This is a genomic window from Sphingomonas sp. jy18 (assembly GCF_056931895.1).
On the sequence record NZ_JBXPBT010000001.1, the window covers coordinates 18,939 to 38,973 of the forward strand.

Below are 20,035 nucleotides of genomic sequence, written 5' to 3' on the forward strand. Positions count from 1 at the left end.
CATGTCTGGCGGATGCTGCGGATCATTCGGATAGGAGACGAGCCAGCAATGAGCGCATTCGGACGCAAGCCCGGAACGCAGGCAGCACGTCCAGCGTTCGGCGTCGCCAAGCCCATGCAGGGCTATTCGCCCCCTGCTCCGCGCGAAGAGCAGGGCGGCAGCCAGTTCCCGCCGATCGACCCGGCGGCGCTGCCGCAGGTGCCGGCCACCGCCGCACCAAGCGGCAATGAGAGCGACGATGCCATCCAGCGCCTGAATTCGCGCATGACCGCCGAGCATGTCGACGACCGGCCGCAGGGGTTCGAGCAATCCGTCCACAAGATCAAGGAACAGGTGCTGCCGCGCCTGCTGGAACGCGTCGACCCCGAGGCCGCCGCGACGCTGTCCAAGGACGAGCTGACCGAAGAATTCCGGCCAATCATCCTCGAGGTGCTCGCCGAGCTCAAGATCACGCTCAACCGGCGCGAGCAGTTCGCGCTGGAAAAGGTGCTGGTCGACGAGCTGCTCGGCTTTGGCCCGCTTGAGGAGCTGCTCAACGATTCCGACGTGTCGGACATCATGATCAACGGCCCCGACCAGACCTATATCGAAAAGAAGGGCAAGCTGACGCTGTCCGGCGTGGTGTTCCGCGACGAGGAGCATCTGTTCCAGATTGCCCAGCGCATCGTCAACCAGGTCGGCCGCCGTGTCGACCAGACCACGCCGCTGGCCGACGCCCGTCTGAAGGACGGCAGCCGCGTCAACGTGATCGTGCCGCCGCTGTCCTTGCGCGGCACCGCCATCTCCATCCGTAAATTCTCGGCCAAGCCGATCACGCTCGACATGCTGCGCGACTGGAACGCGATGTCGAACAAGATGTGCACCGCGCTGAAGATCGCGGGCGCGTGCCGGTTCAACATCGTCATCTCCGGCGGTACCGGTTCCGGTAAAACCACGATGCTCAATGCCCTGTCGAAGATGATCGACCCGACCGAGCGCGTGCTGACCATCGAGGACGCGGCCGAACTCAGGCTGCAGCAGCCGCACTGGCTGCCGCTCGAAACCCGCCCGCCGAACCTGGAAGGGCAAGGCGCGATCACCATCGGCGATCTCGTCAAGAACGCGCTGCGCATGCGCCCGGACCGCATCATCCTGGGCGAAATTCGTGGCGCGGAATGTTTCGACCTGCTCGCCGCGATGAACACCGGTCACGATGGATCGATGTGTACGCTCCACGCCAACAGTCCGCGCGAATGCCTGGGCCGTATGGAAAACATGATCCTGATGGGCGACATCAAGATCCCCAAGGAAGCGATCTCGCGCCAGATTGCCGACTCGGTCGATCTTATCGTCCAGATCAAGCGTCTGCGCGACGGCTCCCGCCGCGTCACCTCGATCACCGAGGTGATCGGGATGGAAGGCGATGTCATCGTCACCCAGGAATTGTTCAAGTTCGAATATCTGGACGAGGACAAGGACGGCAAGATCATCGGCGAATATCGCGCGCTGGGGCTGCGCCCCTACACGCTGGAAAAGGCGCGCCAGTTCGGCTTCGATCAGGCGATGCTGGAGGCGTGCCTCTAAGTCCGCGCGTGGCTGCGCCGGTATTGCATCGGCGCGATGCCGACTGCCCTTGCAAAGGCCGCAGAAAATTGCGCGTGGCGCACGAACCCGCACAGCCGGGCGATCTCGGCGATTGGCAGTTGTGTCTCGGCCAGCAGTGTCCGGGCACGGGCGATGCGCCGATCGCAGACATAGCGGTAAGGCGTCGCCCCGACTTCGCGCCGGAACATGCGGATGAAATGATAGGGTGAAAGATCGACCAGCCGCGCCAGCTCATCGAGCGTGACCGGCTGATCGAGATGCGCCTCGATATAGTCGAGGGTGCGCCGAAGCCGTGCCGGGGCGAGCCAGATGCGATCGGGCAGCTCCGTTTCCTGCGCGCGGGCGAGGCGGGCAAGCTCGACCGCAATCGCGCGCGACAGACCTTCGATCATCAGCGACGCGGCAAAGCCGGGCGCGGCGATCTCCCGCTCCATCATCCGGATAAGCTGGGTCAGCCGGCCCTGTTCCTGGAACAGCAACGGCGGAAAGCCGGACATCCCCTCCCGCCGCAAGAGTCGCTCAAGATAGCCCTTGGGAAACATCAGGCTGACCGAGCGCGCGGAAGTGCCGCAGGTCACGCTGGTGTCGGCCTCCGCCGGCACGAAGGTGGTGCGCAGCAGCCGGTTGGGGGCGATTTCGAACCGCGACCCCGCGACATGGCCGAATGCTTGCGTGCCCGCCCCGCGCGAGAGGAACAGCAAGTCGTGCACCGAACCGCTACGATCCATGGTGTTCATCTCACCCGCGCCATAGCTGACGGTATCGTACATCAATATGCCGCTGTGGCTGTCGTGATGGGCGATAACCTCCGGGCGCAGCCGATAGGTAATGGCATCGACCGCCCGGTAACCGGTCTCCGTATGGAAGCCTTGTTCGTCGGATGCCGCCATGGCCCTTCCCCACCGCGGACCCGCCCGCGCCTCTCTCCCGCAGCCATTGTTCCTTTCGGCAGCGCGCTGTTCTTCCACATTTGCGACGACCGCTGTGGCCGATGCCGCCGCTGTCCGTGCTTCCCTTGCCCCGCTTTTCCCGCTATGCGGCCCCACCAAAGAAAAGCGCGGCGGACATCGCCTGCGCCTGTTGCAGATTTGAAGAGGCCGAATGGCGAAGGAAGAATTGCTCGAAATGCGTGGCCAGGTGGCGGAATTGCTGCCCAACGCCATGTTCCGCGTGCGGCTGGAAAACGGCCACGAGGTGCTGGGCCACACCGCCGGCAAAATGCGCAAGAACCGCATCCGCGTGCTGGTGGGGGACGAGGTTCTGGTCGAGCTGACCCCCTATGACCTGACCAAGGGCCGGATTACCTACCGCTTCAAGTGACGGTCCGGCAGGCCGTCATGCCGTCTCTTGTCCTTGCCTCCACCTCCCCCCGCCGCCGCGACCTGCTGGCGCAACTGGGGGTAGAGCCTGCACGCATAGCCGCCCCCGACATCGATGAAAGCCCGCTGAAGGGCGAGCTGCCGCGTGCCTATGCGCTGCGCATGGCAGAGGAAAAGGCGCGGGCCGTGCCGCTCAAGGCCGGAGAGCTGGCGCTGTCTGGCGATACGGTGGTGGCGGCCGGGCGCCGGATCCTGCCGCGCGCGGCGGACCCGGCCGAGGTGGCCGACTGCCTGCGGCTGTTGTCCGGCCGGCGCCACAAGGTGCTGACCGCCATCGCCACCATCGATGCCGCGGGGACGGTGCGAACGCGCCTGTGCGAGAGCATTGTCGCCTTTGCGCCGCTGAGCGCCGAGAGCATCGCCGCCTATGCGCAAGGGGGCGAAGGCGTGGGCAAGGCCGGGGGTTATGCCATCCAGGGGCGCGCGGGCGCGTTCGTGCGCTGGATGAGCGGCAGCTATTCGGGGATCGTCGGCCTGCCCCTGTTCGAAACCCGGGCGCTGCTGGTGACCGCCGGCGTGATCAATGGCTGAATGGATTTACGAGGACGGCATCGGGGAGCGGCGCGCGGCGCTGATCGCCGGGGGCCGCATCGTCGAGGCGTGCATCGAGCGCGATGATGACGGGGTGCGTTGCGGCGCGGTGTTGCGCGGCCGGCTGATCTCCCGCGCCGAGCGCCTGGCGCGGCTGGAGAGCGGCGAGGAGGTCTATCTGGCCAGCGAGCCGCGCATCCCCGAAGGCGCCGCCTGCCTGCTGCGCATCACCCGCAGCGCCATCCCCGAGCGCGATCTGGTCAAACGACCGCGCGCGGACATCGTGCTGGATGCCGCCGGGCGGGCGGAGCTGCACGAGTCGTTGCTGTCGGACGGCGAGACCTTGCGCGCGGCGATCGCGCGCGACGGGCTGCCGGTCACCGTGCTGCGCCCGATCGATGCCGATGCGCTGGAGGAGGCCGGCTGGAGCGAGGCGCTCGACGCCGCGCGCAGCGGCATACTGCCCTTCGACGGCGGGGCATTGCGGCTGGCGCTGACCCCGGCGATGGCCGTGATCGATATCGACGGCAGTCTGCCCGAGGTCGATCTGGCGATGGCGGGTGCGCGCGCGGCGGCGACGGCGATCCGGCTGATGGGCATTGGCGGCACCATCGTCATCGACCTGCCGACGATTCGCCGGCGCGATTTGCGCAGCGCGATCGGGGAGGCGTTCGACGATGCGCTCGCCGATCCGCACGCCACCCGTTTGCCTGTCGATCCGCTGGGACTGCTGCACCTGTCGCGCCGGCGTAGCCGCCCCAGCCTGGCGGAACGGATGCACTTCGCGCCCGCAGAAAGCGCGGCGCTGGCTCTGTTGCGCCGCGCGGAGCGGGCAAAGGGCACCGGCCCGCTGGCCCTGGTGGCCTATCCGGCGGTGATCGCCTGGCTGGAAGCGCGGCCCGCCTTGCTCGACGCCCTTGCCCGCCGCACCGCCCGCCCGCCGCGCTTGCAGGCCGACGCCGGACGGCCCATGTGGCATGGCGATGTCTACTAAGCCCTATGCTGCGCGCCCCTGCCCTGCCTGCAAGCAGCCATCCGTGCAGCAATTCCGCCCTTTCTGCTCGCGCGGCTGTCGTGACCGCGACCTGATCGGCTGGTTCGACGAGACCTATCGCATTCCGGTGCGCCCCGGCGCCGAGGAGGGCGACGATGTGCCGGGATACGAGCCGAACGGCTGATGTCATTTTCCCGTCATTGGGGGCTGGACAGACGCGCCACGCCGCTCCTATAGGCGCTGCTCCATTGCCCCGGTGCGTTGTGCCGGGATGACGGGCCCGGGTAGCTCAGGGGTAGAGCAGCGGATTGAAAATCCGCGTGTCGGTGGTTCAAATCCGCCCCCGGGCACCATTTCCCCCCCACATCGGCAAAACAATTGTGCCCCGCCCGACGGGAACCGCGGCTGCCGTCATGCGCTTGGCCCTGTCGAGGAGACATTGCCATGCCGCTGCGCGCGATTGCCATCAACTGTTCGCTGAAAGCCGACGAAAGCGTTGCCAGTTCGACCGATGCGATGATCGACCTGGTCGGCAAGGCGCTGGCGCAGCACCGGGTGAAGCTGTCCGACACCATCCGCATCGCCGCGCATGACGTGAAACCTGGCGTGTTGTCCGACGAGGGCGAGGGCGACGCCTGGCCAGCACTGCGCGAGACGATCCTGGCGCACGACATACTGATCTTCGGCACGCCGATCTGGATGGGCCAGCCGAGCAGTGTCGCCAAGCGCGTGCTCGAGCGGATGGATGCCTTCCTCTCGGAAACCGACGACGCCGGGCGGATGCCAAGCTTCAACAAGGTCGCGATCGTCGCCATCGTCGGTAACGAGGATGGCGCCCATGCAAGTTCGGCCGCGATTTTCCAGGCGCTCAACGATGTCGGCTGGACCATTGCGCCGGGCGCTGCGGTCTATTGGGTCGGCGAGGCGATGGGCTCGACCGATTTCAAGGATCTGGACAAGGTGCCCGACAAGGTGCGCGACACCGCGGCGATGGCGGCAAGCAACGCCGCGCATCTCGCCACGTTGCTGCGTTCGGAGCCCTTTCCCGGTGTCGACGAGGGCTGACGTCTATCTCGCCGGAACCGAAGTCCACATCATTACCATCGTCACCCCGCACGTGATGCGGGGTTGGCTTTTTTGACAAGGGCACCAGACAAAGCCCTGCCCCGTGTCAAGCACGGGGCGACGCGAAGGGCGGACGCTAACACAGCAGACGTTGCTTCTACCCCGCTATAGCGACAGTCCGCCATCCACCACCAGCGTGTGGCCGGTGACATAGGAGGCGAGCGGCGAGGCGAGGAACAGCGCGGCACCGGCCATTTCGCCGGGGAGGCCGAGCCGGCCCTGCGGAATGCCAGCCAGCGCCCGGTCCAGCCGAGCCGGGGTTTGCGTGGTCACCTTGGTCAGCTTGGTATCGACCAGCCCCGGCGCGATGCCATTGACCCTGATCCCCTCCGGTGCCCACGCCTGACCCAGCGTCTTGGTAAGATTGACTGCCCCGGCCTTCGATGCGCCATAGGCGGGATTGCCGACATTGCCGTTGAACGCCGCGACCGAACTGACGATGATCAGGCTCCCTTGGGCGTCCGCGAGCGCGGATTTGAACTTGCGGGCGATGTGCATCAGGCTGTCGAGATTGACCGCCATCACCCGATCCCACCCCTCGCGCTCGAACTCGCCGCGACGGTAGACCACGGTGCCCTGGCACAGGATGAGGATGTCCAGGCCAGCGAAGGGAGCAGGGGCAGCGGCAATCGCATCCGGATCGGCGACATCGACGCAGCTGTAGCCCAGCCCGGCGAGATCGCAGCCTTCATCCGCATTGTAATCGGCAGCGCTGGCGCGCGTGCCCCAGACGTGGACGTCGGCGCCGCGTGCCCGAAACGCATGGGCCATGCCGTTGCCGATACCGCTCGACCCGCCGACCACCAGCACGCGCTTGCCCGAAAAATCGGTATCGCCTGTCATCGCTTCATCCCCCCTTTTTCCGAACTGGCCTGTGCGGTACATCATTGCACCGGTTTCGCCACGACTGCATCCGTTCATGCAGCGTTCGGGCCTTTTCTTCCACTTGTCGTGCTTCTACCAAGGAACAAGCTTCCGCTCTGCAGGATTACCCATGCGCCGTTCGATCACCGCCCTCTCGATTTCCGCGCTGCTGCTGGCATCCTGTGGCGGCGGGGGCGGCTCCTCGGGCGGCGGCACCGTCAGCCTGCCGCCGAGCCCGACGCCGACACCCACCCCAACGGCCAGTTGCGACATCGCCCAGCGCAAGAGCTTTGCCCTGTCGACGCTGCAGGAATGGTATCTGTTCCCGACCGACCTTGCCACCACCGCCAACCCGGCCAGCTTTTCGACCGTGCAGGACTATATCGACGCGCTGGTGGCGCCAGCGCGGGCACAGGGCAAGGACCGATTCTTCACCTACATCACCTCGATTGCCGAGGAGAACGCCTTCTTCGCCAGCGGCTCGAGCGCGGGCTTCGGCATCCGCCTGTCCTATGACGACACCAACCGCCGCCTGTTCGTGGTCGAGGCGTTCGAGGGGGCCCCGGCGCTGACCGCGGGGATCGACCGGGGCGACGAGATCACCGCCATCGGCACCAGTTCGGCATCGCTGCAGAGCGTATCCAGCCTTTTCGCCAGCGGCGGATCGAGCGCGGTCAGCTCTGCCCTGGGGCCGAGCACCGCAGGGACGGCGCGGACGCTGACCGTGACCGGACCGTCCGGCACGCGCACCATCACCGTCACCAAGGCCGATTTCAACCTGCCGGCGGTCTCCAGCCGCTATGGGGCGCGCATCATCGACGATGGCGGCAAAAAGGTGGGCTACCTCAATCTCAGGACGTTCATCTCGTCCGCCGACCAGCCACTGCGCGATGCCTTCCAAAGCTTCCGCGATGCGGGCGTGACCGAGCTGATCATCGATTTCCGCTACAATGGCGGCGGCCTCGTCTCCACGGCGGAGCTGATGGGCGACCTCCTCGGGCGCAACCGCTCAACCAGCGAGATATGGTCGCGCACCACCTTCCGTCCGGAAAAGGCGAGCAACAACGACACCTATTTCTTCAACCCCCGCCCGCAATCGGTGGGGCCGACAAAAATCGCCTTTATCGGCTTTGGCGGCACCGCATCGGCGAGCGAGCTGGTGATGAATTCCTCTATCCCCTATCTCGGCAGCAATGTCGCGCTGGTCGGCGGCAATTCCTTCGGCAAGCCGGTGGGGCAAATCGCCATCGACCGTGCAAGCTGCGACGACCGCATCCGCGTGGTCGCCTTCGCCACCGGCAATGCGCTGGGCCAGAGCGACTATTACAACGGCCTTGCGTCCAAGATGCCCAACACCTGCCGTGCGGCGGATGATTTCAGCTTCCCGCTGGGCGACCCGCGCGAGGCATCGATCCGCACCGCGCTCGACTTCCTCGCCGGGCGGCCGTGCAGCGCGATCGGTGCGGAAGCGCCGAAGGGCGTCGGCCAGCGGAGCTTGGCAGGCGAGCGCACGCTGCTGCAACCCGACGCGCCGGCACCGGCGCAACGCGAAGTGCCGGGCTTGTTCTGACGCATCCTCCCCCTTGGGGGAGGTGCCGCGAAGCGGACGAGGGGTGCGCGGCTGTTTTAGGTCCTCCCCGGCACGGGGAGGGGGACCATCCGCAGGATGGTGGAGGGGCCGGTGCAGGGTCATGCGAGGGCATGCAATAACCGCATGCCCCTCCACCAGCTTCGCTGGTCCCCCTCCCCGTTCCGGGGAGGACCTATTTCGTAGCCTCCACCCGCACCAGCAGCGCCTCGACCTGCACCTGCGTGCCGACCTCTGCATTAAGCTCTGCCACCACCCCGTCGAACGGCGCGGTCAGGCTGTGCTCCATCTTCATCGCTTCGAGGGTGAGGAGTTTTTGGCCCTTGGTGACAGTTTGGCCTGCGGCCACATCCACCGCGATAATGCGGCCGGGCATGGGGGAGAGGATGTCGCCGTCATGGGCTGAATGATGGCCGGTGGCACCAAATCTGCTTTGCAGAAAATAGGTCTGGCCACATTCGACTATCAGGTCACCGTCAGGGCATGGTCGAGTCAAGACATAGAACTGCTTCGCCCGAGCAACGTCCGAGGCCATTCCAACGACGGTTTCGCCGTCGGGAAGGCGGTATTGAACGGACTTTCTGGAAGCCCCGTTCAGCCGAAAGCCGGTCAAGTCGCGGGCGAGATACTCGGGAAACAAATCCACGCTACGCTCAAAGTCGAGTATTCTGGCACTAGCGGCAACATCAATGGCGGCGTTGCTCGGCCTGTTCGGCGCGAGCAAACCGTCCCCTTTGCGCGCAATCAAGCCGGTATCGAGGTCGCCGCTACGAAAATGTTCATCCTTGAGACAACGCCACAAGAAACCGGCGTTGGATTTTACGGGATAAACCAGCACGCCTTCCAGTTCACCGACCAGTGCATTTATGGCCGACGTTCGTGTGGCCCGGTGCACGATGATCTTGGCGATCATTGGGTCGTAGAAAGGCGATACGTCGCTGCCTTCTACAACGACCGTGTCAACCCGGGCACTTAATGTTGGAATGTAAAACTGCTCCAACCGCCCCACACTCGGCAGGAAACCCTTCGCCGGGTCCTCCGCATACAGCCGCGCTTCTATCGCCCAGCCATTGATGCTGAGCTCCTCCTGCTTCTTTGGCAACGGCTCCCCGCTCGCGACGCGCAATTGCCATTCGACCAGATCGACGCCGGTGATCTCCTCCGTCACCGGATGTTCGACCTGCAGCCGGGTGTTCATTTCCATGAACCAGATGCGGTCGGCGCGCAGGCCTTCGGAAGCATCGGCGATGAACTCGATCGTACCTGCGCCGACATAATCGACCGCCTTCGCCGCGCGCACCGCGGCGGCGCAAAGCTGTTCGCGCGTCGCCTCGTCCATGCCCGGTGCGGGGGCTTCCTCGATCACCTTCTGGTGGCGGCGTTGCAGCGAGCAGTCGCGTTCGAACAGGTGGACGATGTTGCCGTGGGTGTCGCCGAACACCTGCACCTCGATATGCCGAGGGCGCTGGATGTATTTCTCGATCAGCACATGCGCGTTGCCGAAGGAGGCGGTCGCCTCTCGCTGGCAGGAGGCGAGCGCGTCGGCGAAGTCTGCCGCATCGTCAACCTTGCGCATCCCCTTGCCGCCGCCGCCTGCGACCGCCTTGATCAGCACGGGATAGCCGATTTCGGCGGCGCGTTCGGCGAGGAAGGCGGGGTCCTGGTTCTCGCCCAGATAGCCGGGGGTGACGGGCACGCCTGCCTCCGCCATCAGCTTCTTGGCCGCATCCTTCAGGCCCATCGCGGTGATGCTGGCGGGGCGCGGGCCGACCCAGATCAGCCCGGCGTCGATGACGGCCTGCGCGAACTCGGCGTTCTCCGACAGGAAGCCATAGCCCGGATGGATCGCTTCCGCGCCCGTCGCCTTGGCGGCGGCGATGATCTTCTCGCCCACCAGATAGGATTCCCGCGCCGGGCTGGGGCCGATATGCACGGCCTCGTCGGCTTGGCGGACATGCAGCGCCTTGGCGTCAGCGTCAGAATAGACCGCGACGGTGCGGATACCCATGGCACGCGCGGTGCGGATGATCCGGCAGGCGATCTCGCCCCGGTTGGCGATGAGGAGGGATTGGATCATTTTTCCTTGATCTTTTCTATCAACGATTGCTCGATTTCCCTCATCTTTTTCAGAATTGCGCCAGCAGCATTCAGTGTCGCATCTCGAGGTTCGAAATGATGAAACTCTTGGGATTGACTTTGCAATATTTCGTCAAATTTGTGCTCATCCGCCAAATTGATCGCCTCATCAATTAAATCGCGCACTTCGTCATTCAATATGGCACTATGCTCCACCTTGAAGGCCCGTAATCGGGCTTCTGCCGTGCCCAATCGACCAGCGAAATCGACTATTGCGTCATATGAGTCCATATCAGGGAGATAAGTCGGCTTGAGCTTTTCATGCAGACTAATGAAATCATTGCACGCCATAATTTGCCGCTCAAACAGCATTTCTGCTCGGCGTAACGATAGCTTGTGGGTCTCAACCTCTTTGGCAAGATCGCCCTTCAACCGTTCCAGCTCCGTTGCCAGCTTACTTTTATGCTTTTCGAGTGATCGATCCGCCATGAATTTTGAGAGAAAACCGCTCAATGCAATCGTCACGACACTGCCTCCCCCGAGCCACAGGAGGATACTTGTTCCAAGTTCTATGATGTTTTTTGTCGGTTCGCTCATCGCCTACATCCGGAACACCCCAAAGCCCCGCTCCTCAACCGGCGCGCCCGCGCATGCCGCGAACGCCAGCCCCAGCACATCTCTTGTCTGCGCCGGATCGATAATCCCGTCATCCCACAGCCGCGCGGTGGCGTAGTATGGGTTGCCCTCATCCTCATATTTCTGGCGGACGGGAGCCTTGAAGGCTTCGGCCTCCTCCGGCGTCCAGTTCGCGGCATCGCGGTGGACCGTCGCCAGCACGCTTGCCGCCTGTTCGCCGCCCATCACGCTGATCCGCGCATTGGGCCAGGTGAAGAGGAAACGGGGGGAGTAGGCGCGGCCGCACATGCCGTAATTGCCGGCACCGAAGCTGCCGCCGATCAGCACCGTCACCTTGGGCACGGTCGCGGTGGCGACGGCGGTGACGAGTTTGGCGCCATGCTTGGCGATCCCTTCGGCCTCATATTTGCCGCCGACCATGAAGCCGCTGATGTTTTGCAGGAACAACAGCGGGATGCCGCGCTGCTGCGCGAGCTGGATGAAATGCGCGCCTTTCTGCGCGCTCTCGCTGAACAGCACGCCGTTGTTGGCGAGGATGGCGACGGGCATGCCCCAGATGTGGGCGAAGCCGCAGACGAGGGTGCTGCCGTAGAGCGCCTTGAATTCGTGGAATTCGCTGCCGTCCACCAGACGGGCGATGACTTCGTGGACGTCGTAGGGGGCGCGGACGTCTTGAGGGATAATGCCGTACAGTTCCTCGGCGTCATATTTGGGGGGGCGGGGCGGCAATAAATCGGGGACTGTCCCCGATTTATTGCCCAGGTGAGAGACAATATCCCGCACAATCGTCAGCGCATGTTCGTCATTCTCGGCGACATGATCGACCACGCCCGATTTGCGCCCGTGCAGGTCGCCGCCGCCCAGATCCTCGGCGCTGATTTCCTCACCCGTCGCGGCCTTGACCAGCGGCGGCCCGGCGAGGAAGATCGTGCCCTGGTTGCGGACGATCACTGTCTCGTCGGACATGGCGGGCACATAGGCACCGCCGGCGGTGCAACTGCCCATCACGCAGGCGATCTGCGGAATGCGGCGGGCCGACATATTGGCCTGGTTGAAGAAGATGCGGCCGAAATGATCGCGGTCGGGGAAGACCTCGGCCTGGTGCGGCAGGTTGGCGCCGCCGCTGTCGACGAGGTAGATGCACGGCAGATGGTTCTCCAGCGCGATCTCCTGCGCGCGCAGATGCTTCTTGACCGTCAGCGGATAGTAAGTGCCGCCCTTCACCGTCGCATCGTTGCAGACGATCATGCACTGGCGGCCCGAGACGCGGCCGATACCGCAGATCAGGCTCGCGCCATGCACATCGCCTTCATACATACCGTTGGCGGCGAGCTGGCCGATCTCGAGGAAGGGCGAGCCGGGGTCGAGCAGGCGTTCGACGCGGTCGCGAGGGAGCAATTTGCCGCGCGACACATGGCGCTCTCGCGACTTTTCATTGCCGCCGAGCGCAGCTTCCGCAACGCGCGCCCACAGCTCGTCCCGCAGCGCGCGGTTGTGCGCGGCGTTGGCGCGGAAAGCCTCGCTGTCCGGCACGATCGACGTGGAGAGGACAGGCGCGGTCACGACAGGTCCTCCCCGGAACGGGGAGGGGGACCATCCGCAGGATGGTGGAGGGGCTGCGCGATAGCCATTTGCTTTAACCTCTGCATCTTCTCCGCCCTCTCCCGGCACACCACAACGATGCGCGACACCGCAGCCGGAACATCTTCCAATAAGGCTTTTGCAGGGATCCGCATCGTCGCCACGTGCAACTCCCGCAAATAGGCCGTCCGCTGTTCGCCCCTGCGCGCCGCGACCGCACCGTCGTGCGCCATCCCGTCGACCTCGATAGCCAGACGAACGGCAGCGCAATAGAAGTCGAGGACATATCGCCCTGCGGGATGCTGTCGGCGGAATTTGAACCCTCCGGGCCGCTGGCGCAATTCCTTCCACAGCAAGGTCTCGGGCAGGTTCATCTCGCTCCGCAGTTTGCGGGCGCGCTTTACGGTGGCACGGCTACCAGTGAGCGCAGGGCCGTAAGCCCCTCCACCATGCTGCGCATGGTCCCCCTCCCCGTACCGGGGAGGACCTTGCTGCGCCATGCCTATCCCCCTTCTGCTTTCTCCATCTCTGCGATCGCGGCTTCCGCAACCGCTATTTTCTCTTTGTTCTTCGGGCTCAGCCAATATTGCCAAACACCATAGATGTTGATGGCCAGCAAGATGCCATTCTGCACCGCCAGCGGCATGGTGCCTGCCTGCAGACCCGCGATAATCCAGGCAATCGATGCGGTGACGAACAGCAGGAAGCCGAGCCCCGTCACGCGTCGGCCGAAGTCCCCGGCGATCATGAAGGCGGCGACGATGCCGGAGATCGCGGCATACCATTCGAGCGGTCCGTTCATCGGCAATCCTTTGGCTAGTGCCCCCGACAGGCACCAACCCCTTCCCGGCCCGATGGTTCACCCGCCCATCCCCTTATCGTTTCCGCACGAATTCCGCGCGCAGCACCAGCCCCTTGATGCCGGGATATTTGCAGTCGATCTCCTGCGCGTCGCCGGTCAGGCGGATCGACTTGATCAGCGTGCCCTGCTTCAGCGTCTGGCCCGCGCCCTTGACCTCCAGATCCTTGATCAGCGTGACCGCGTCGCCATCGGCGAGCAGATTGCCGACCGCGTCGCGCACCTCCACTTGGTCGGCCGCTGCCTGGCGGGCCGCAAGTTCGGATGCGGGCAGCCAATCGCCGCTCGCTTCGTCATAGACATAGTCTTCATCGCTGCTCATGGTGTGGGCGCCGTGCGCCCGCAGGCGACTTCCAGCTTGAGCCCGTCGGGATCGGCAAAGAACACCGCATAATAGTCCGGGCCATATTGGGGATAGTGCGCCGGCGCATCGAGCACCTCGGCCCCGATCGACAACAGCAGCGCGTGCAGTCCATCGACGTCGGCCGGATCGTCAGCGGCCCAAGCCAGGTGGTGCAGACCGGGGGAAAAGCGATCGGGCACGCGCGCCGCATTGTCTCCGCTGGCCTGAATGATGCCGACGGAATGGAACGGCCCGTCCCCCTGCCAATCCCAATCGGTCCCGTCCGGATACTCCTGCGATCTGGCATAGCCGAGGTAGCCGAGCACCTGGTCGTAGAAGACCCGCGCGACCTCGAGATTGCCGACCGACAGGTCGATGTGGTGGACGAGCCCGCGCATGGTCACCCTGCTCCGCCGATGATCTCGCGCCCCATCAGCATCCGCCGGATTTCGTTGGTGCCGGCGCCGATATCGAGCAGCTTGGCATCGCGGTAGTAACGCTCGACCGGCCAGTCTTTCGTATAGCCGGCACCGCCCAGCGCCTGCACCGCCTCATTGGCGACCTTCACGGCATTCTCGCTCGCCAGCAGGATGGCGCCGGCCGCGTCGTGGCGGGTCGTCTGTCCCGCATCGCACGCCCGCGCCACCGCATAGACATAGGCCCGCGCCGAGTTGAGCGCGACGACCATGTCCGCCACCTTGGCCTGCATCAGCTGGAAGCTGCCGATCGGTTTGCCGAACTGCTTGCGCTCACGAATATAGGGCAGCACCACGTCGAGGCAGGCCTGCATCACGCCGAGCTGCAGCCCCGCCAGCACCACGCGCTCGTAATCGAGGCCGCTCATCAGCACGCCGACACCGCCGTGCAGCGGGCCCATGATATTTTCTTCCGGCACCTCGCAGTCGTTGAACACCAGCTCGGCCGTCGGCGATCCGCGCATGCCCATCTTGTCGATCTTCTGCCCGATGCTGAAGCCCGGCATGTCCTTTTCGATGAGGAAGGCGGTGATGCCGCGCGAGCCCGCTTCAGGCGCGGTCTTGGCATAGACCACCAGCGTGTCGGCATAGGGCGCGTTGGTAATCCAGAATTTGGTGCCGTTGAGCACATAGCCGCCCTGCACCGCATCGGCCTTGAGCTTCATCGATACGACATCGCTGCCCGCCCCCGCTTCGGACATGGCGAGGCTGCCGACATGCTCGCCGGAGACCAGCTTGGGCAGATATTTCGCCTTCTGCGTGTCATTGCCCCAGCGGCGCACCTGGTTGACGCACAGGTTGGAGTGGGCGCCATAGCTGAGGCCGATCGACGCGGAGGCGCGGCTGACTTCCTCGACCGCGACGACATGCTCGAGATAGCCGAGGCCGAGCCCGCCCCATTCCTCCTCAACCGTGATGCCATGCAGGCCCAGCGCCCCCATCGCCGGCCACAGCTCGTCGCGCGGGAACCAATCCTCGGCATCGACGCGCGCGGCGAGCGGGGCAATCCTGTCGGTGGCGAACCGCTGCGTCACATCGCGGATCATGTCCGCGGATTCACCCAGCGCGAAATCGAGCATCATCACTGTCTCTCCTTGGCGGGCAGCGATAGCGCAGGCGGCGGAGAGCCGGAAGGGGTGCGCAACAAAATTACGCGGCGTCAGACCCTCCCCGTTCCGGGGAGGGGGACCATCCGCAGGATGGTGGAAGGGCAGGTGCCGCGTTCCGTAACCTCGCACAACAACCGCGTGCCCCTCCACCACTTCGTGGTTCCCCTCCCCGGAACGAGGCAGACCTAAGCCAGTGGCACATCCATGATCGGGTAGCTTGCCCAGTCCCGCCAGTCGAAATGCCACCATTCATTGTCGAGCGGCAGGAAGCCTTCGCGCGCCATCCAGCCTTCCAGCCGGGCGCTGTTGGCCAACGCCTCGCCGCTGGCGCGGACGTTGCTGCGATAGGCGGCGGGGGTGAAATCGTCATAGGGGCTGGGCATCTCCACCGCCGTGCCGCCGCGATGCAGCGTCAGATCGATGGCACAGCCGCGATTGTGGCGGGATCCGCGCGCGGGGTTGGCCACGAACTCGCGCTGCGCCGTCGGGGTTTCGTCCCACATCATCCTGGTGATGCGCCACGGGCGATAGGCATCGTGGATCAGCAAGCCGTAGCCCTCGCGCTCGGCGCGGTCCTGCACCCGCTTGAGCGCCTCTGCTGCCGGGCGCTGGGCGAGCGCACGGGCCACCGGATAGAGCACGCGGCCCATGAAATTGTTGGCGGTGGCATAGCGGATATCGAAGCGCAGCCGCGGATCGAAGCGGGTGAGATCGACCAGATCGGGCGTGGCGGTAGCGGCGGGATCGACCGGCATCGCAACCGGGGACGCGGCCGGCGCGGCGGGTGGCGATGCGGGCATGCGCGCCGCGCAACCGGCGATCAGCAGACCGCCGCTGCCAAGGAGGATGCTGCGGCGGGTCGGTACCGTCATCGTCATAGCCCCTTGATCGCGAGCGCGGCGGCGAACAGCGTGCCGATGGTGCCGAGGATGGTGATCACCGGCCACGGCACCCAGCCGACCGCTTCGATATTGCGGCGCCGCAGCCGCCGCCGTTCGGCAAGGACCGATACGGCGGTTACCACTGCCGCCCCTGCCGCCACCATGCTCATGCCTGCTTGCACTCGTTCCGCCCGTGACTAGAAGGCAAGGCGGTTTCCCCCCGAGCCGATGGAGAGAAAGATATGGCCAAGCGCCTGACAATCGCAACCGCAATCGCCGCCTTGACCCTGACCAGCGCCGCGTCGGCCGACCACCATGGTGGCCGCCATGCCCAGCATGCCGAGCATGATGCCGCCACCCATGCCGCCCATGCTGCCATCGCTGCGGCGGTCGCATCGCCGACCCGCACCGAGGCCAATCGCGCCCGCGACGTCTGGCGTCACCCGGTCGAAACGCTGACATTCTTCCGCATTGCGCCCAATGAGACCATCGTCGAGCTGTTCCCCGGCGGCGGCTGGTACACCGAAATCCTCGCGCCGCTCGCCGCCAACGGCGGTGGCCGCTACATCGCGGCCGGCAATATGGAGCGCGGTCTGAATGCGGTGCGCACCCGCCAGACCGAAAATCCGGCGCTTTATGGCGCGGCCCAGCTTGCCGCCTTCCCCGCGACCGATGCCGGGCCGAACATTCCCGATGGCAGCGTCGACGTGGTGCTGACCTTCCGCAACGTCCACAACCTGCGCTTCGCCGGGCTCGACCAGACCGCCGCCGCCTTCCGCCAGATGTTCGCGATGCTAAGGCCCGGCGGACGTCTGGGCGTGGTCGAGCACCGCTTGCCCGAAACGATGGATTCCGCGCTCGAGGAATCGAGCGGCTACATGAAGCGCAGCTCGGTGGTGGCCTTTGCCGAGGCCGCCGGTTTCCGGCTGGTGGCGGAGAGCGACATCAACGCCAATCCGCGCGACACGCATGACCATCCGCGCGGCGTGTGGACGCTGCCGCCGGTGCTGCGCGGGGCGGCCGACGATGCCGAACGCGCCCGCTGGACCGCGATCGGCGAAAGCGATCGCATGACCCTGCTGTTCGTCAAGCCGGAATGACCAGCGCCTGCGGGTCTAGCGAAGCAAGCCAGGGTAGCGCGCAGCCGCTCCGGATTGCTTCGCTGCGCCCGCGATGACGGCAGAGCCGACCAACCCGCACCGCCCGGTCGCCGGCATCCTGCTGCGGCTGGGGGCGGCCGCGGTGCTCGCGCTGATGTTCGCGCTGGTCAAGCTGACCGCGACGCGCGGCGTGCATATCGTCGAATCGGTCTTCTACCGGCAGGCCTTCGCCCTGCCCTTCGTCGCCGGCTGGGCGATGGTCGGGCCGGGGCTGGCGTCGCTGCGCACCGAGCGGCTGGGCACCCACGCCAGCCGGACGCTGATGGGACTGGGCGCGATGACGCTCAATTTCCTGGGCTACACCATGCTGCCGCTGGCCGAGGCGACGGTGATCGGTTTTGCCGTGCCGATCTTCGCGACCCTGCTGGCAGCCCTGATGCTGGGCGAAGCGGTCGGGCGCTATCGCATCGCTGCCATCCTGTTCGGCTTTGTCGGCATCCTGATCGTGCTGCGGCCGGACAGCGCCGCGGCACATAGCATGGGCGCGGCCGTGGCGCTGGCCGGCGCGGTGGCGACGGCGAGCGTGACCATCGTCATCCGCCGGCTTGGCGCGACCGAGCCCGCAACCACGACGGTATTCTGGTTCACGGCGCTGTCGCTGGTGCCCCTCTCCATCCTGATGCTGTTCTTCGCCCGCGTCCATGACCCGCTGACCTGGTGGCTCTTGGTCGGCATCGGCGTGACCGGCGGCATCGCTCAATTGCTGCTGACCGGCGCGTTGCGGCTCGCGCCCGTCGCCGTGGTGCTGCCGATGGATTATACCGGCCTGATCTGGGCAAGCCTGATCGGCTGGCTGCTGTTCGCGACCGTGCCGGTGCCCGCGACGCTGATCGGCGCGCCGATCATCATCGCCAGCGGCCTTGCCATCCTGTGGCGCGAACACCGGCTGGGGAAGGCCGCCGCCGAATAGGCGAAAGCAGAGCCACCCCCTTGCGCAGCGGGGCGGTGCGCGGCAAGGCGGGCGCGCGCCGGCGCAGGCTCGATGTCCGGCGACACTGAACAGAAAGGTCCGCCCGATGTCTCGCTCCCCTGCCCTGTCCGGTTCGCTGGTCACGCTGTTCGGCGGCGGCGGCTTTCTGGGTCGGGCGATGGCGCAGCAGCTGATGCTCGCCGGCGCGCGCGTGCGCATCGTGCAGCGTCACCCGGCGCGCGCCTATGCGATCAAGGCGCTGGGCAATCTCGGCCAGGTCCAGTTCGTCGCCGCCGATGCCGCGGACGCGGAGGCCGCCCGGCGCGCCGCGGTTGGCAGCGATGCGGTGGTCAATCTGATCGGCATCCTCAAGGGCGATTTCGAGCGGGCGCATGTGACGACGGCCGCCAGTGTCGCTGCCGCTGCCCGCGCGGCCGGTGCGGCGATGGTCCAGATTTCCGCGATCGGTGCCGATGCCGCCAGCCCCTCCGGCTATGGCCGCAGCAAGGCGGGTGGCGAGGCGGCCGTGCGCGCGGCGGTGCCCGATGCCATCATCCTGCGCCCCTCGATCGTGTTCGGGCGCGACGACCAGTTCATCAACCGCTTTGCCGGGCTGCTGGCGATGGCCCCGCTGATGCCGGTGGTGGCGCCGGCGACCCGTTTCCAGCCGGTGTTCGTCGGCGATGTCGCCAATGCGCTGGTCGCGGCCCTTGCCGACCGCGCAACCCATGCCGGGCGCACCTTCGAGCTCGGCGGGCCGCAGATCCTGTCGATGCGCCAGCTGCTCGAATGGATTGCCGCCCGCATCGGACGCGACCCGCTGCTGGTCGACCTGCCCGATGCGGTGGCAGGGGCGATGGCCAGGGCCACCGGCTGGTTGCCGGGCGCGCCGATCACCAGCGACCAGTGGGCGATGCTGCAGGCCGACAATGTCGTTGCCGATGGCGCGGCGACGCTGGCCGACCTCGGCCTCGCTGCGACCCCGCTCGATGCCGTGGCCGAAGGCTGGCTCGACATCTATCGCCGCCATGGCCGTTTCACGGGCAAAGCCGCCGCCGCCTGACCCTGCGTTCCGTCGGACGGACCGGTGACACATATGACCAGCGACATCATCACGGCGATCATCCTCGGCATCGTCGAGGGGCTCACCGAATTCCTGCCGGTGTCCTCAACCGGCCACCTGATCCTCGGCGGAGAGCTGCTGGGCTTCACCGGCGAAGGATCGGTGGCGTTCAAGATCGCCATCCAGCTCGGCGCCATCCTGGCGGTGCTGGTGGCGTATTGGCGGCGGTTCTGGGGTGTCGGCATGGGGCTGCTCAAGTGGGAGAGCGATGCGGTCGCCTTCACCCGCAACATACTGATCGGCTTTTTCCCGGCGATGCTGATCGGAGCGCTGGCCTATGACGCAATCCGGGCGGTGCTGCAGACACCCGAAGTGGTGGCCGTCGCCCTCATCGTCGGCGGGGTGCTGATCCTGCTGCTCGAACGGATGGTGCGGACCGTATCGGTGACCAGCGTCGAGGGTATGCCGCTGCGTACCGCGGTGACCATCGGCTTTGTCCAGTGCATCGCGATGATCCCGGGCGTCAGCCGCTCGGGCGCGACGATCCTCGGCGCGCTGGCGATGGGCGTCGAGCGCAAGACGGCGGCGGAGTTCAGCTTCTTTCTGGCGGTGCCGACGATGGCCGGCGCGACCGTCTATGCCCTTTATCGCGACCGCGCGCTGCTGAGCGCCGACGATCTGGGGATGATCGGCATCGGCTTCGGCGTCGCCTTCATCGTTGCGCTGGCGGTGGTCAAGGCGTTCGTCGCCATCGTCGCGCGCTACGGCTTCGCGCCCTTCGCCTGGTACCGGATCGTCATCGGCAGCATCGCACTGGCCTGGCTGATCGCGAGATAGGGCAATATAGCGTATTATTGTCGGGCACTGTCTGCCGAT

At 65.9% G+C, this 20,035-nt stretch carries 23 protein-coding genes and 1 tRNA gene; 12 read left to right on the plus strand and 12 right to left on the minus strand.

The window, feature by feature from the left end:
- Nucleotides 1–48 precede the first annotated feature (48 nt).
- Complete coding sequence (locus AC0QC4_RS00095; protein ID WP_483657509.1) at nucleotides 49–1,563, plus strand: TadA family conjugal transfer-associated ATPase; 1,515 nt, start codon at nucleotides 49–51, stop codon at nucleotides 1,561–1,563.
- Here the strand turns inward: AC0QC4_RS00095 and AC0QC4_RS00100 are convergent.
- A complete protein-coding gene (locus AC0QC4_RS00100; protein WP_483657510.1) occupies nucleotides 1,560–2,474 on the minus strand; it encodes a helix-turn-helix domain-containing protein in 915 nt (304 codons plus the stop codon). The genes AC0QC4_RS00095 and AC0QC4_RS00100 overlap by 4 nt on opposite strands.
- Before the next feature lie 211 nt (nucleotides 2,475–2,685).
- On the opposite strand from AC0QC4_RS00100, the gene infA reads away from it, so the two are divergent.
- From infA to AC0QC4_RS00130, 6 genes are all read left to right on the plus strand, one after another.
- Complete coding sequence (gene infA / locus AC0QC4_RS00105; RefSeq protein WP_483657511.1) at nucleotides 2,686–2,904, plus strand: translation initiation factor IF-1; 219 nt, start codon at nucleotides 2,686–2,688, stop codon at nucleotides 2,902–2,904.
- Between the two features lie 17 nt (nucleotides 2,905–2,921).
- On the plus strand, nucleotides 2,922–3,494 hold the full coding sequence (locus tag AC0QC4_RS00110; RefSeq protein WP_483657512.1) for a Maf family protein: 573 nt from the start codon (nucleotides 2,922–2,924) through the stop codon (nucleotides 3,492–3,494).
- Entirely contained in the window at nucleotides 3,487–4,488 is a 1,002-nt protein-coding gene (locus AC0QC4_RS00115) for a ribonuclease E/G (protein WP_483657513.1), read from the plus strand. The genes AC0QC4_RS00110 and AC0QC4_RS00115 overlap by 8 nt, the downstream gene beginning before the upstream one ends.
- Complete coding sequence (locus AC0QC4_RS00120; protein WP_483657514.1) at nucleotides 4,478–4,672, plus strand: DNA gyrase inhibitor YacG; 195 nt, start codon at nucleotides 4,478–4,480, stop codon at nucleotides 4,670–4,672. The genes AC0QC4_RS00115 and AC0QC4_RS00120 overlap by 11 nt, the downstream gene beginning before the upstream one ends.
- Before the next feature lie 94 nt (nucleotides 4,673–4,766).
- Nucleotides 4,767–4,841: transfer RNA gene (locus AC0QC4_RS00125), tRNA-Phe, on the plus strand.
- 91 nt (nucleotides 4,842–4,932) lie between these two features.
- Complete coding sequence (locus AC0QC4_RS00130) at nucleotides 4,933–5,553, plus strand: flavodoxin family protein (protein ID WP_483657515.1); 621 nt, start codon at nucleotides 4,933–4,935, stop codon at nucleotides 5,551–5,553.
- A gap of 165 nt (nucleotides 5,554–5,718) precedes the next feature.
- Here the strand turns inward: AC0QC4_RS00130 and AC0QC4_RS00135 are convergent, their stop codons facing one another.
- Nucleotides 5,719–6,456, minus strand: a complete 738-nt coding sequence (locus AC0QC4_RS00135) for an SDR family NAD(P)-dependent oxidoreductase (protein WP_483657516.1) — start codon at nucleotides 6,454–6,456, stop codon at nucleotides 5,719–5,721.
- Nucleotides 6,457–6,607: 151 nt separating this feature from the next.
- Between AC0QC4_RS00135 and AC0QC4_RS00140 the strand changes: the two genes are divergently transcribed.
- Complete coding sequence (locus AC0QC4_RS00140; protein ID WP_483657517.1) at nucleotides 6,608–8,047, plus strand: S41 family peptidase; 1,440 nt, start codon at nucleotides 6,608–6,610, stop codon at nucleotides 8,045–8,047.
- Nucleotides 8,048–8,240: 193 nt separating this feature from the next.
- Here AC0QC4_RS00140 and AC0QC4_RS00145 read toward each other — a convergent pair whose 3' ends face one another.
- The 10 genes from AC0QC4_RS00145 to AC0QC4_RS00190 all read right to left on the minus strand — a co-directional run bounded on the left by AC0QC4_RS00145 (nucleotide 8,241) and on the right by AC0QC4_RS00190 (nucleotide 16,196).
- Nucleotides 8,241–10,142 (minus strand): acetyl/propionyl/methylcrotonyl-CoA carboxylase subunit alpha, encoded by a 1,902-nt coding sequence (locus AC0QC4_RS00145; protein WP_483657518.1) that lies wholly within the window; start codon nucleotides 10,140–10,142, stop codon nucleotides 8,241–8,243.
- Nucleotides 10,139–10,738 carry a hypothetical protein gene (locus AC0QC4_RS00150; protein ID WP_483657519.1) on the minus strand — a complete coding sequence of 200 codons (600 nt, stop codon included), beginning with the start codon at nucleotides 10,736–10,738 and terminating at the stop codon, nucleotides 10,139–10,141. Before AC0QC4_RS00150 ends, AC0QC4_RS00145 begins: the two co-directional genes overlap by 4 nt.
- A 3-nt stretch (nucleotides 10,739–10,741) precedes the next feature.
- The gene (locus AC0QC4_RS00155; RefSeq protein WP_483657520.1) at nucleotides 10,742–12,340 is read right to left on the minus strand and encodes a carboxyl transferase domain-containing protein; all 1,599 of its coding nucleotides are present in this window, start codon (nucleotides 12,338–12,340) and stop codon (nucleotides 10,742–10,744) included.
- A complete protein-coding gene (locus AC0QC4_RS00160; RefSeq protein WP_483657521.1) occupies nucleotides 12,337–12,732 on the minus strand; it encodes an endonuclease domain-containing protein in 396 nt (131 codons plus the stop codon). The genes AC0QC4_RS00155 and AC0QC4_RS00160 overlap by 4 nt, the downstream gene beginning before the upstream one ends.
- A 128-nt stretch (nucleotides 12,733–12,860) precedes the next feature.
- The gene (locus tag AC0QC4_RS00165) at nucleotides 12,861–13,160 is read right to left on the minus strand and encodes a hypothetical protein (protein WP_483657522.1); all 300 of its coding nucleotides are present in this window, start codon (nucleotides 13,158–13,160) and stop codon (nucleotides 12,861–12,863) included.
- Nucleotides 13,161–13,233: 73 nt separating this feature from the next.
- Nucleotides 13,234–13,539, minus strand: a complete 306-nt coding sequence (locus AC0QC4_RS00170) for an alkylphosphonate utilization protein (protein WP_483657523.1) — start codon at nucleotides 13,537–13,539, stop codon at nucleotides 13,234–13,236.
- Nucleotides 13,536–13,958 (minus strand): VOC family protein, encoded by a 423-nt coding sequence (locus AC0QC4_RS00175; protein WP_483657524.1) that lies wholly within the window; start codon nucleotides 13,956–13,958, stop codon nucleotides 13,536–13,538. Before AC0QC4_RS00175 ends, AC0QC4_RS00170 begins: the two co-directional genes overlap by 4 nt.
- A 2-nt stretch (nucleotides 13,959–13,960) precedes the next feature.
- On the minus strand, nucleotides 13,961–15,118 hold the full coding sequence (locus AC0QC4_RS00180; RefSeq protein WP_483657525.1) for an isovaleryl-CoA dehydrogenase: 1,158 nt from the start codon (nucleotides 15,116–15,118) through the stop codon (nucleotides 13,961–13,963).
- A 212-nt stretch (nucleotides 15,119–15,330) separates the two neighbouring features.
- Nucleotides 15,331–16,017: a M15 family metallopeptidase gene (locus AC0QC4_RS00185; protein WP_483657526.1), complete on the minus strand. Its 687-nt coding sequence runs from the start codon at nucleotides 16,015–16,017 to the stop codon at nucleotides 15,331–15,333.
- A 2-nt stretch (nucleotides 16,018–16,019) separates the two neighbouring features.
- The gene (locus tag AC0QC4_RS00190) at nucleotides 16,020–16,196 is read right to left on the minus strand and encodes a hypothetical protein (RefSeq protein ID WP_483657527.1); all 177 of its coding nucleotides are present in this window, start codon (nucleotides 16,194–16,196) and stop codon (nucleotides 16,020–16,022) included.
- Nucleotides 16,197–16,268: 72 nt separating this feature from the next.
- On the opposite strand from AC0QC4_RS00190, the gene AC0QC4_RS00195 reads away from it, so the two are divergent.
- The 4 genes from AC0QC4_RS00195 (at nucleotide 16,269) to AC0QC4_RS00210 (ending at nucleotide 19,996) form a co-directional block, all read left to right on the plus strand.
- On the plus strand, nucleotides 16,269–17,126 hold the full coding sequence (locus AC0QC4_RS00195) for a class I SAM-dependent methyltransferase (RefSeq protein ID WP_483657528.1): 858 nt from the start codon (nucleotides 16,269–16,271) through the stop codon (nucleotides 17,124–17,126).
- Between the two features lie 73 nt (nucleotides 17,127–17,199).
- On the plus strand, nucleotides 17,200–18,096 hold the full coding sequence (locus AC0QC4_RS00200; protein WP_483657529.1) for a DMT family transporter: 897 nt from the start codon (nucleotides 17,200–17,202) through the stop codon (nucleotides 18,094–18,096).
- 106 nt (nucleotides 18,097–18,202) lie between these two features.
- A complete protein-coding gene (locus AC0QC4_RS00205; protein ID WP_483657530.1) occupies nucleotides 18,203–19,159 on the plus strand; it encodes a sugar nucleotide-binding protein in 957 nt (318 codons plus the stop codon).
- Between the two features lie 33 nt (nucleotides 19,160–19,192).
- Nucleotides 19,193–19,996: an undecaprenyl-diphosphate phosphatase gene (locus tag AC0QC4_RS00210; protein ID WP_483657531.1), complete on the plus strand. Its 804-nt coding sequence runs from the start codon at nucleotides 19,193–19,195 to the stop codon at nucleotides 19,994–19,996.
- The last annotated feature ends 39 nt before the right edge of the window (nucleotides 19,997–20,035 follow it).

Coding starts and splice junctions, on each gene's coding strand:
- AC0QC4_RS00095 (WP_483657509.1), top strand. CDS start 49: ATGAGCGCATTCGGACGCAAGCCCGGAACGCAGGCAGCACGTCCAGCG.
- AC0QC4_RS00100 (WP_483657510.1), bottom strand. CDS start 2,474: ATGGCGGCATCCGACGAACAAGGCTTCCATACGGAGACCGGTTACCGG.
- infA (WP_483657511.1), top strand. CDS start 2,686: ATGGCGAAGGAAGAATTGCTCGAAATGCGTGGCCAGGTGGCGGAATTG.
- AC0QC4_RS00110 (WP_483657512.1), top strand. CDS start 2,922: ATGCCGTCTCTTGTCCTTGCCTCCACCTCCCCCCGCCGCCGCGACCTG.
- AC0QC4_RS00115 (WP_483657513.1), top strand. CDS start 3,487: ATGGCTGAATGGATTTACGAGGACGGCATCGGGGAGCGGCGCGCGGCG.
- AC0QC4_RS00120 (WP_483657514.1), top strand. CDS start 4,478: ATGTCTACTAAGCCCTATGCTGCGCGCCCCTGCCCTGCCTGCAAGCAG.
- AC0QC4_RS00130 (WP_483657515.1), top strand. CDS start 4,933: ATGCCGCTGCGCGCGATTGCCATCAACTGTTCGCTGAAAGCCGACGAA.
- AC0QC4_RS00135 (WP_483657516.1), bottom strand. CDS start 6,456: ATGACAGGCGATACCGATTTTTCGGGCAAGCGCGTGCTGGTGGTCGGC.
- AC0QC4_RS00140 (WP_483657517.1), top strand. CDS start 6,608: ATGCGCCGTTCGATCACCGCCCTCTCGATTTCCGCGCTGCTGCTGGCA.
- AC0QC4_RS00145 (WP_483657518.1), bottom strand. CDS start 10,142: ATGATCCAATCCCTCCTCATCGCCAACCGGGGCGAGATCGCCTGCCGG.
- AC0QC4_RS00150 (WP_483657519.1), bottom strand. CDS start 10,738: ATGAGCGAACCGACAAAAAACATCATAGAACTTGGAACAAGTATCCTC.
- AC0QC4_RS00160 (WP_483657521.1), bottom strand. CDS start 12,732: ATGAACCTGCCCGAGACCTTGCTGTGGAAGGAATTGCGCCAGCGGCCC.
- AC0QC4_RS00165 (WP_483657522.1), bottom strand. CDS start 13,160: ATGAACGGACCGCTCGAATGGTATGCCGCGATCTCCGGCATCGTCGCC.
- AC0QC4_RS00170 (WP_483657523.1), bottom strand. CDS start 13,539: ATGAGCAGCGATGAAGACTATGTCTATGACGAAGCGAGCGGCGATTGG.
- AC0QC4_RS00175 (WP_483657524.1), bottom strand. CDS start 13,958: ATGCGCGGGCTCGTCCACCACATCGACCTGTCGGTCGGCAATCTCGAG.
- AC0QC4_RS00180 (WP_483657525.1), bottom strand. CDS start 15,118: ATGATGCTCGATTTCGCGCTGGGTGAATCCGCGGACATGATCCGCGAT.
- AC0QC4_RS00185 (WP_483657526.1), bottom strand. CDS start 16,017: ATGACGGTACCGACCCGCCGCAGCATCCTCCTTGGCAGCGGCGGTCTG.
- AC0QC4_RS00190 (WP_483657527.1), bottom strand. CDS start 16,196: ATGAGCATGGTGGCGGCAGGGGCGGCAGTGGTAACCGCCGTATCGGTC.
- AC0QC4_RS00195 (WP_483657528.1), top strand. CDS start 16,269: ATGGCCAAGCGCCTGACAATCGCAACCGCAATCGCCGCCTTGACCCTG.
- AC0QC4_RS00200 (WP_483657529.1), top strand. CDS start 17,200: ATGACGGCAGAGCCGACCAACCCGCACCGCCCGGTCGCCGGCATCCTG.
- AC0QC4_RS00205 (WP_483657530.1), top strand. CDS start 18,203: ATGTCTCGCTCCCCTGCCCTGTCCGGTTCGCTGGTCACGCTGTTCGGC.
- AC0QC4_RS00210 (WP_483657531.1), top strand. CDS start 19,193: ATGACCAGCGACATCATCACGGCGATCATCCTCGGCATCGTCGAGGGG.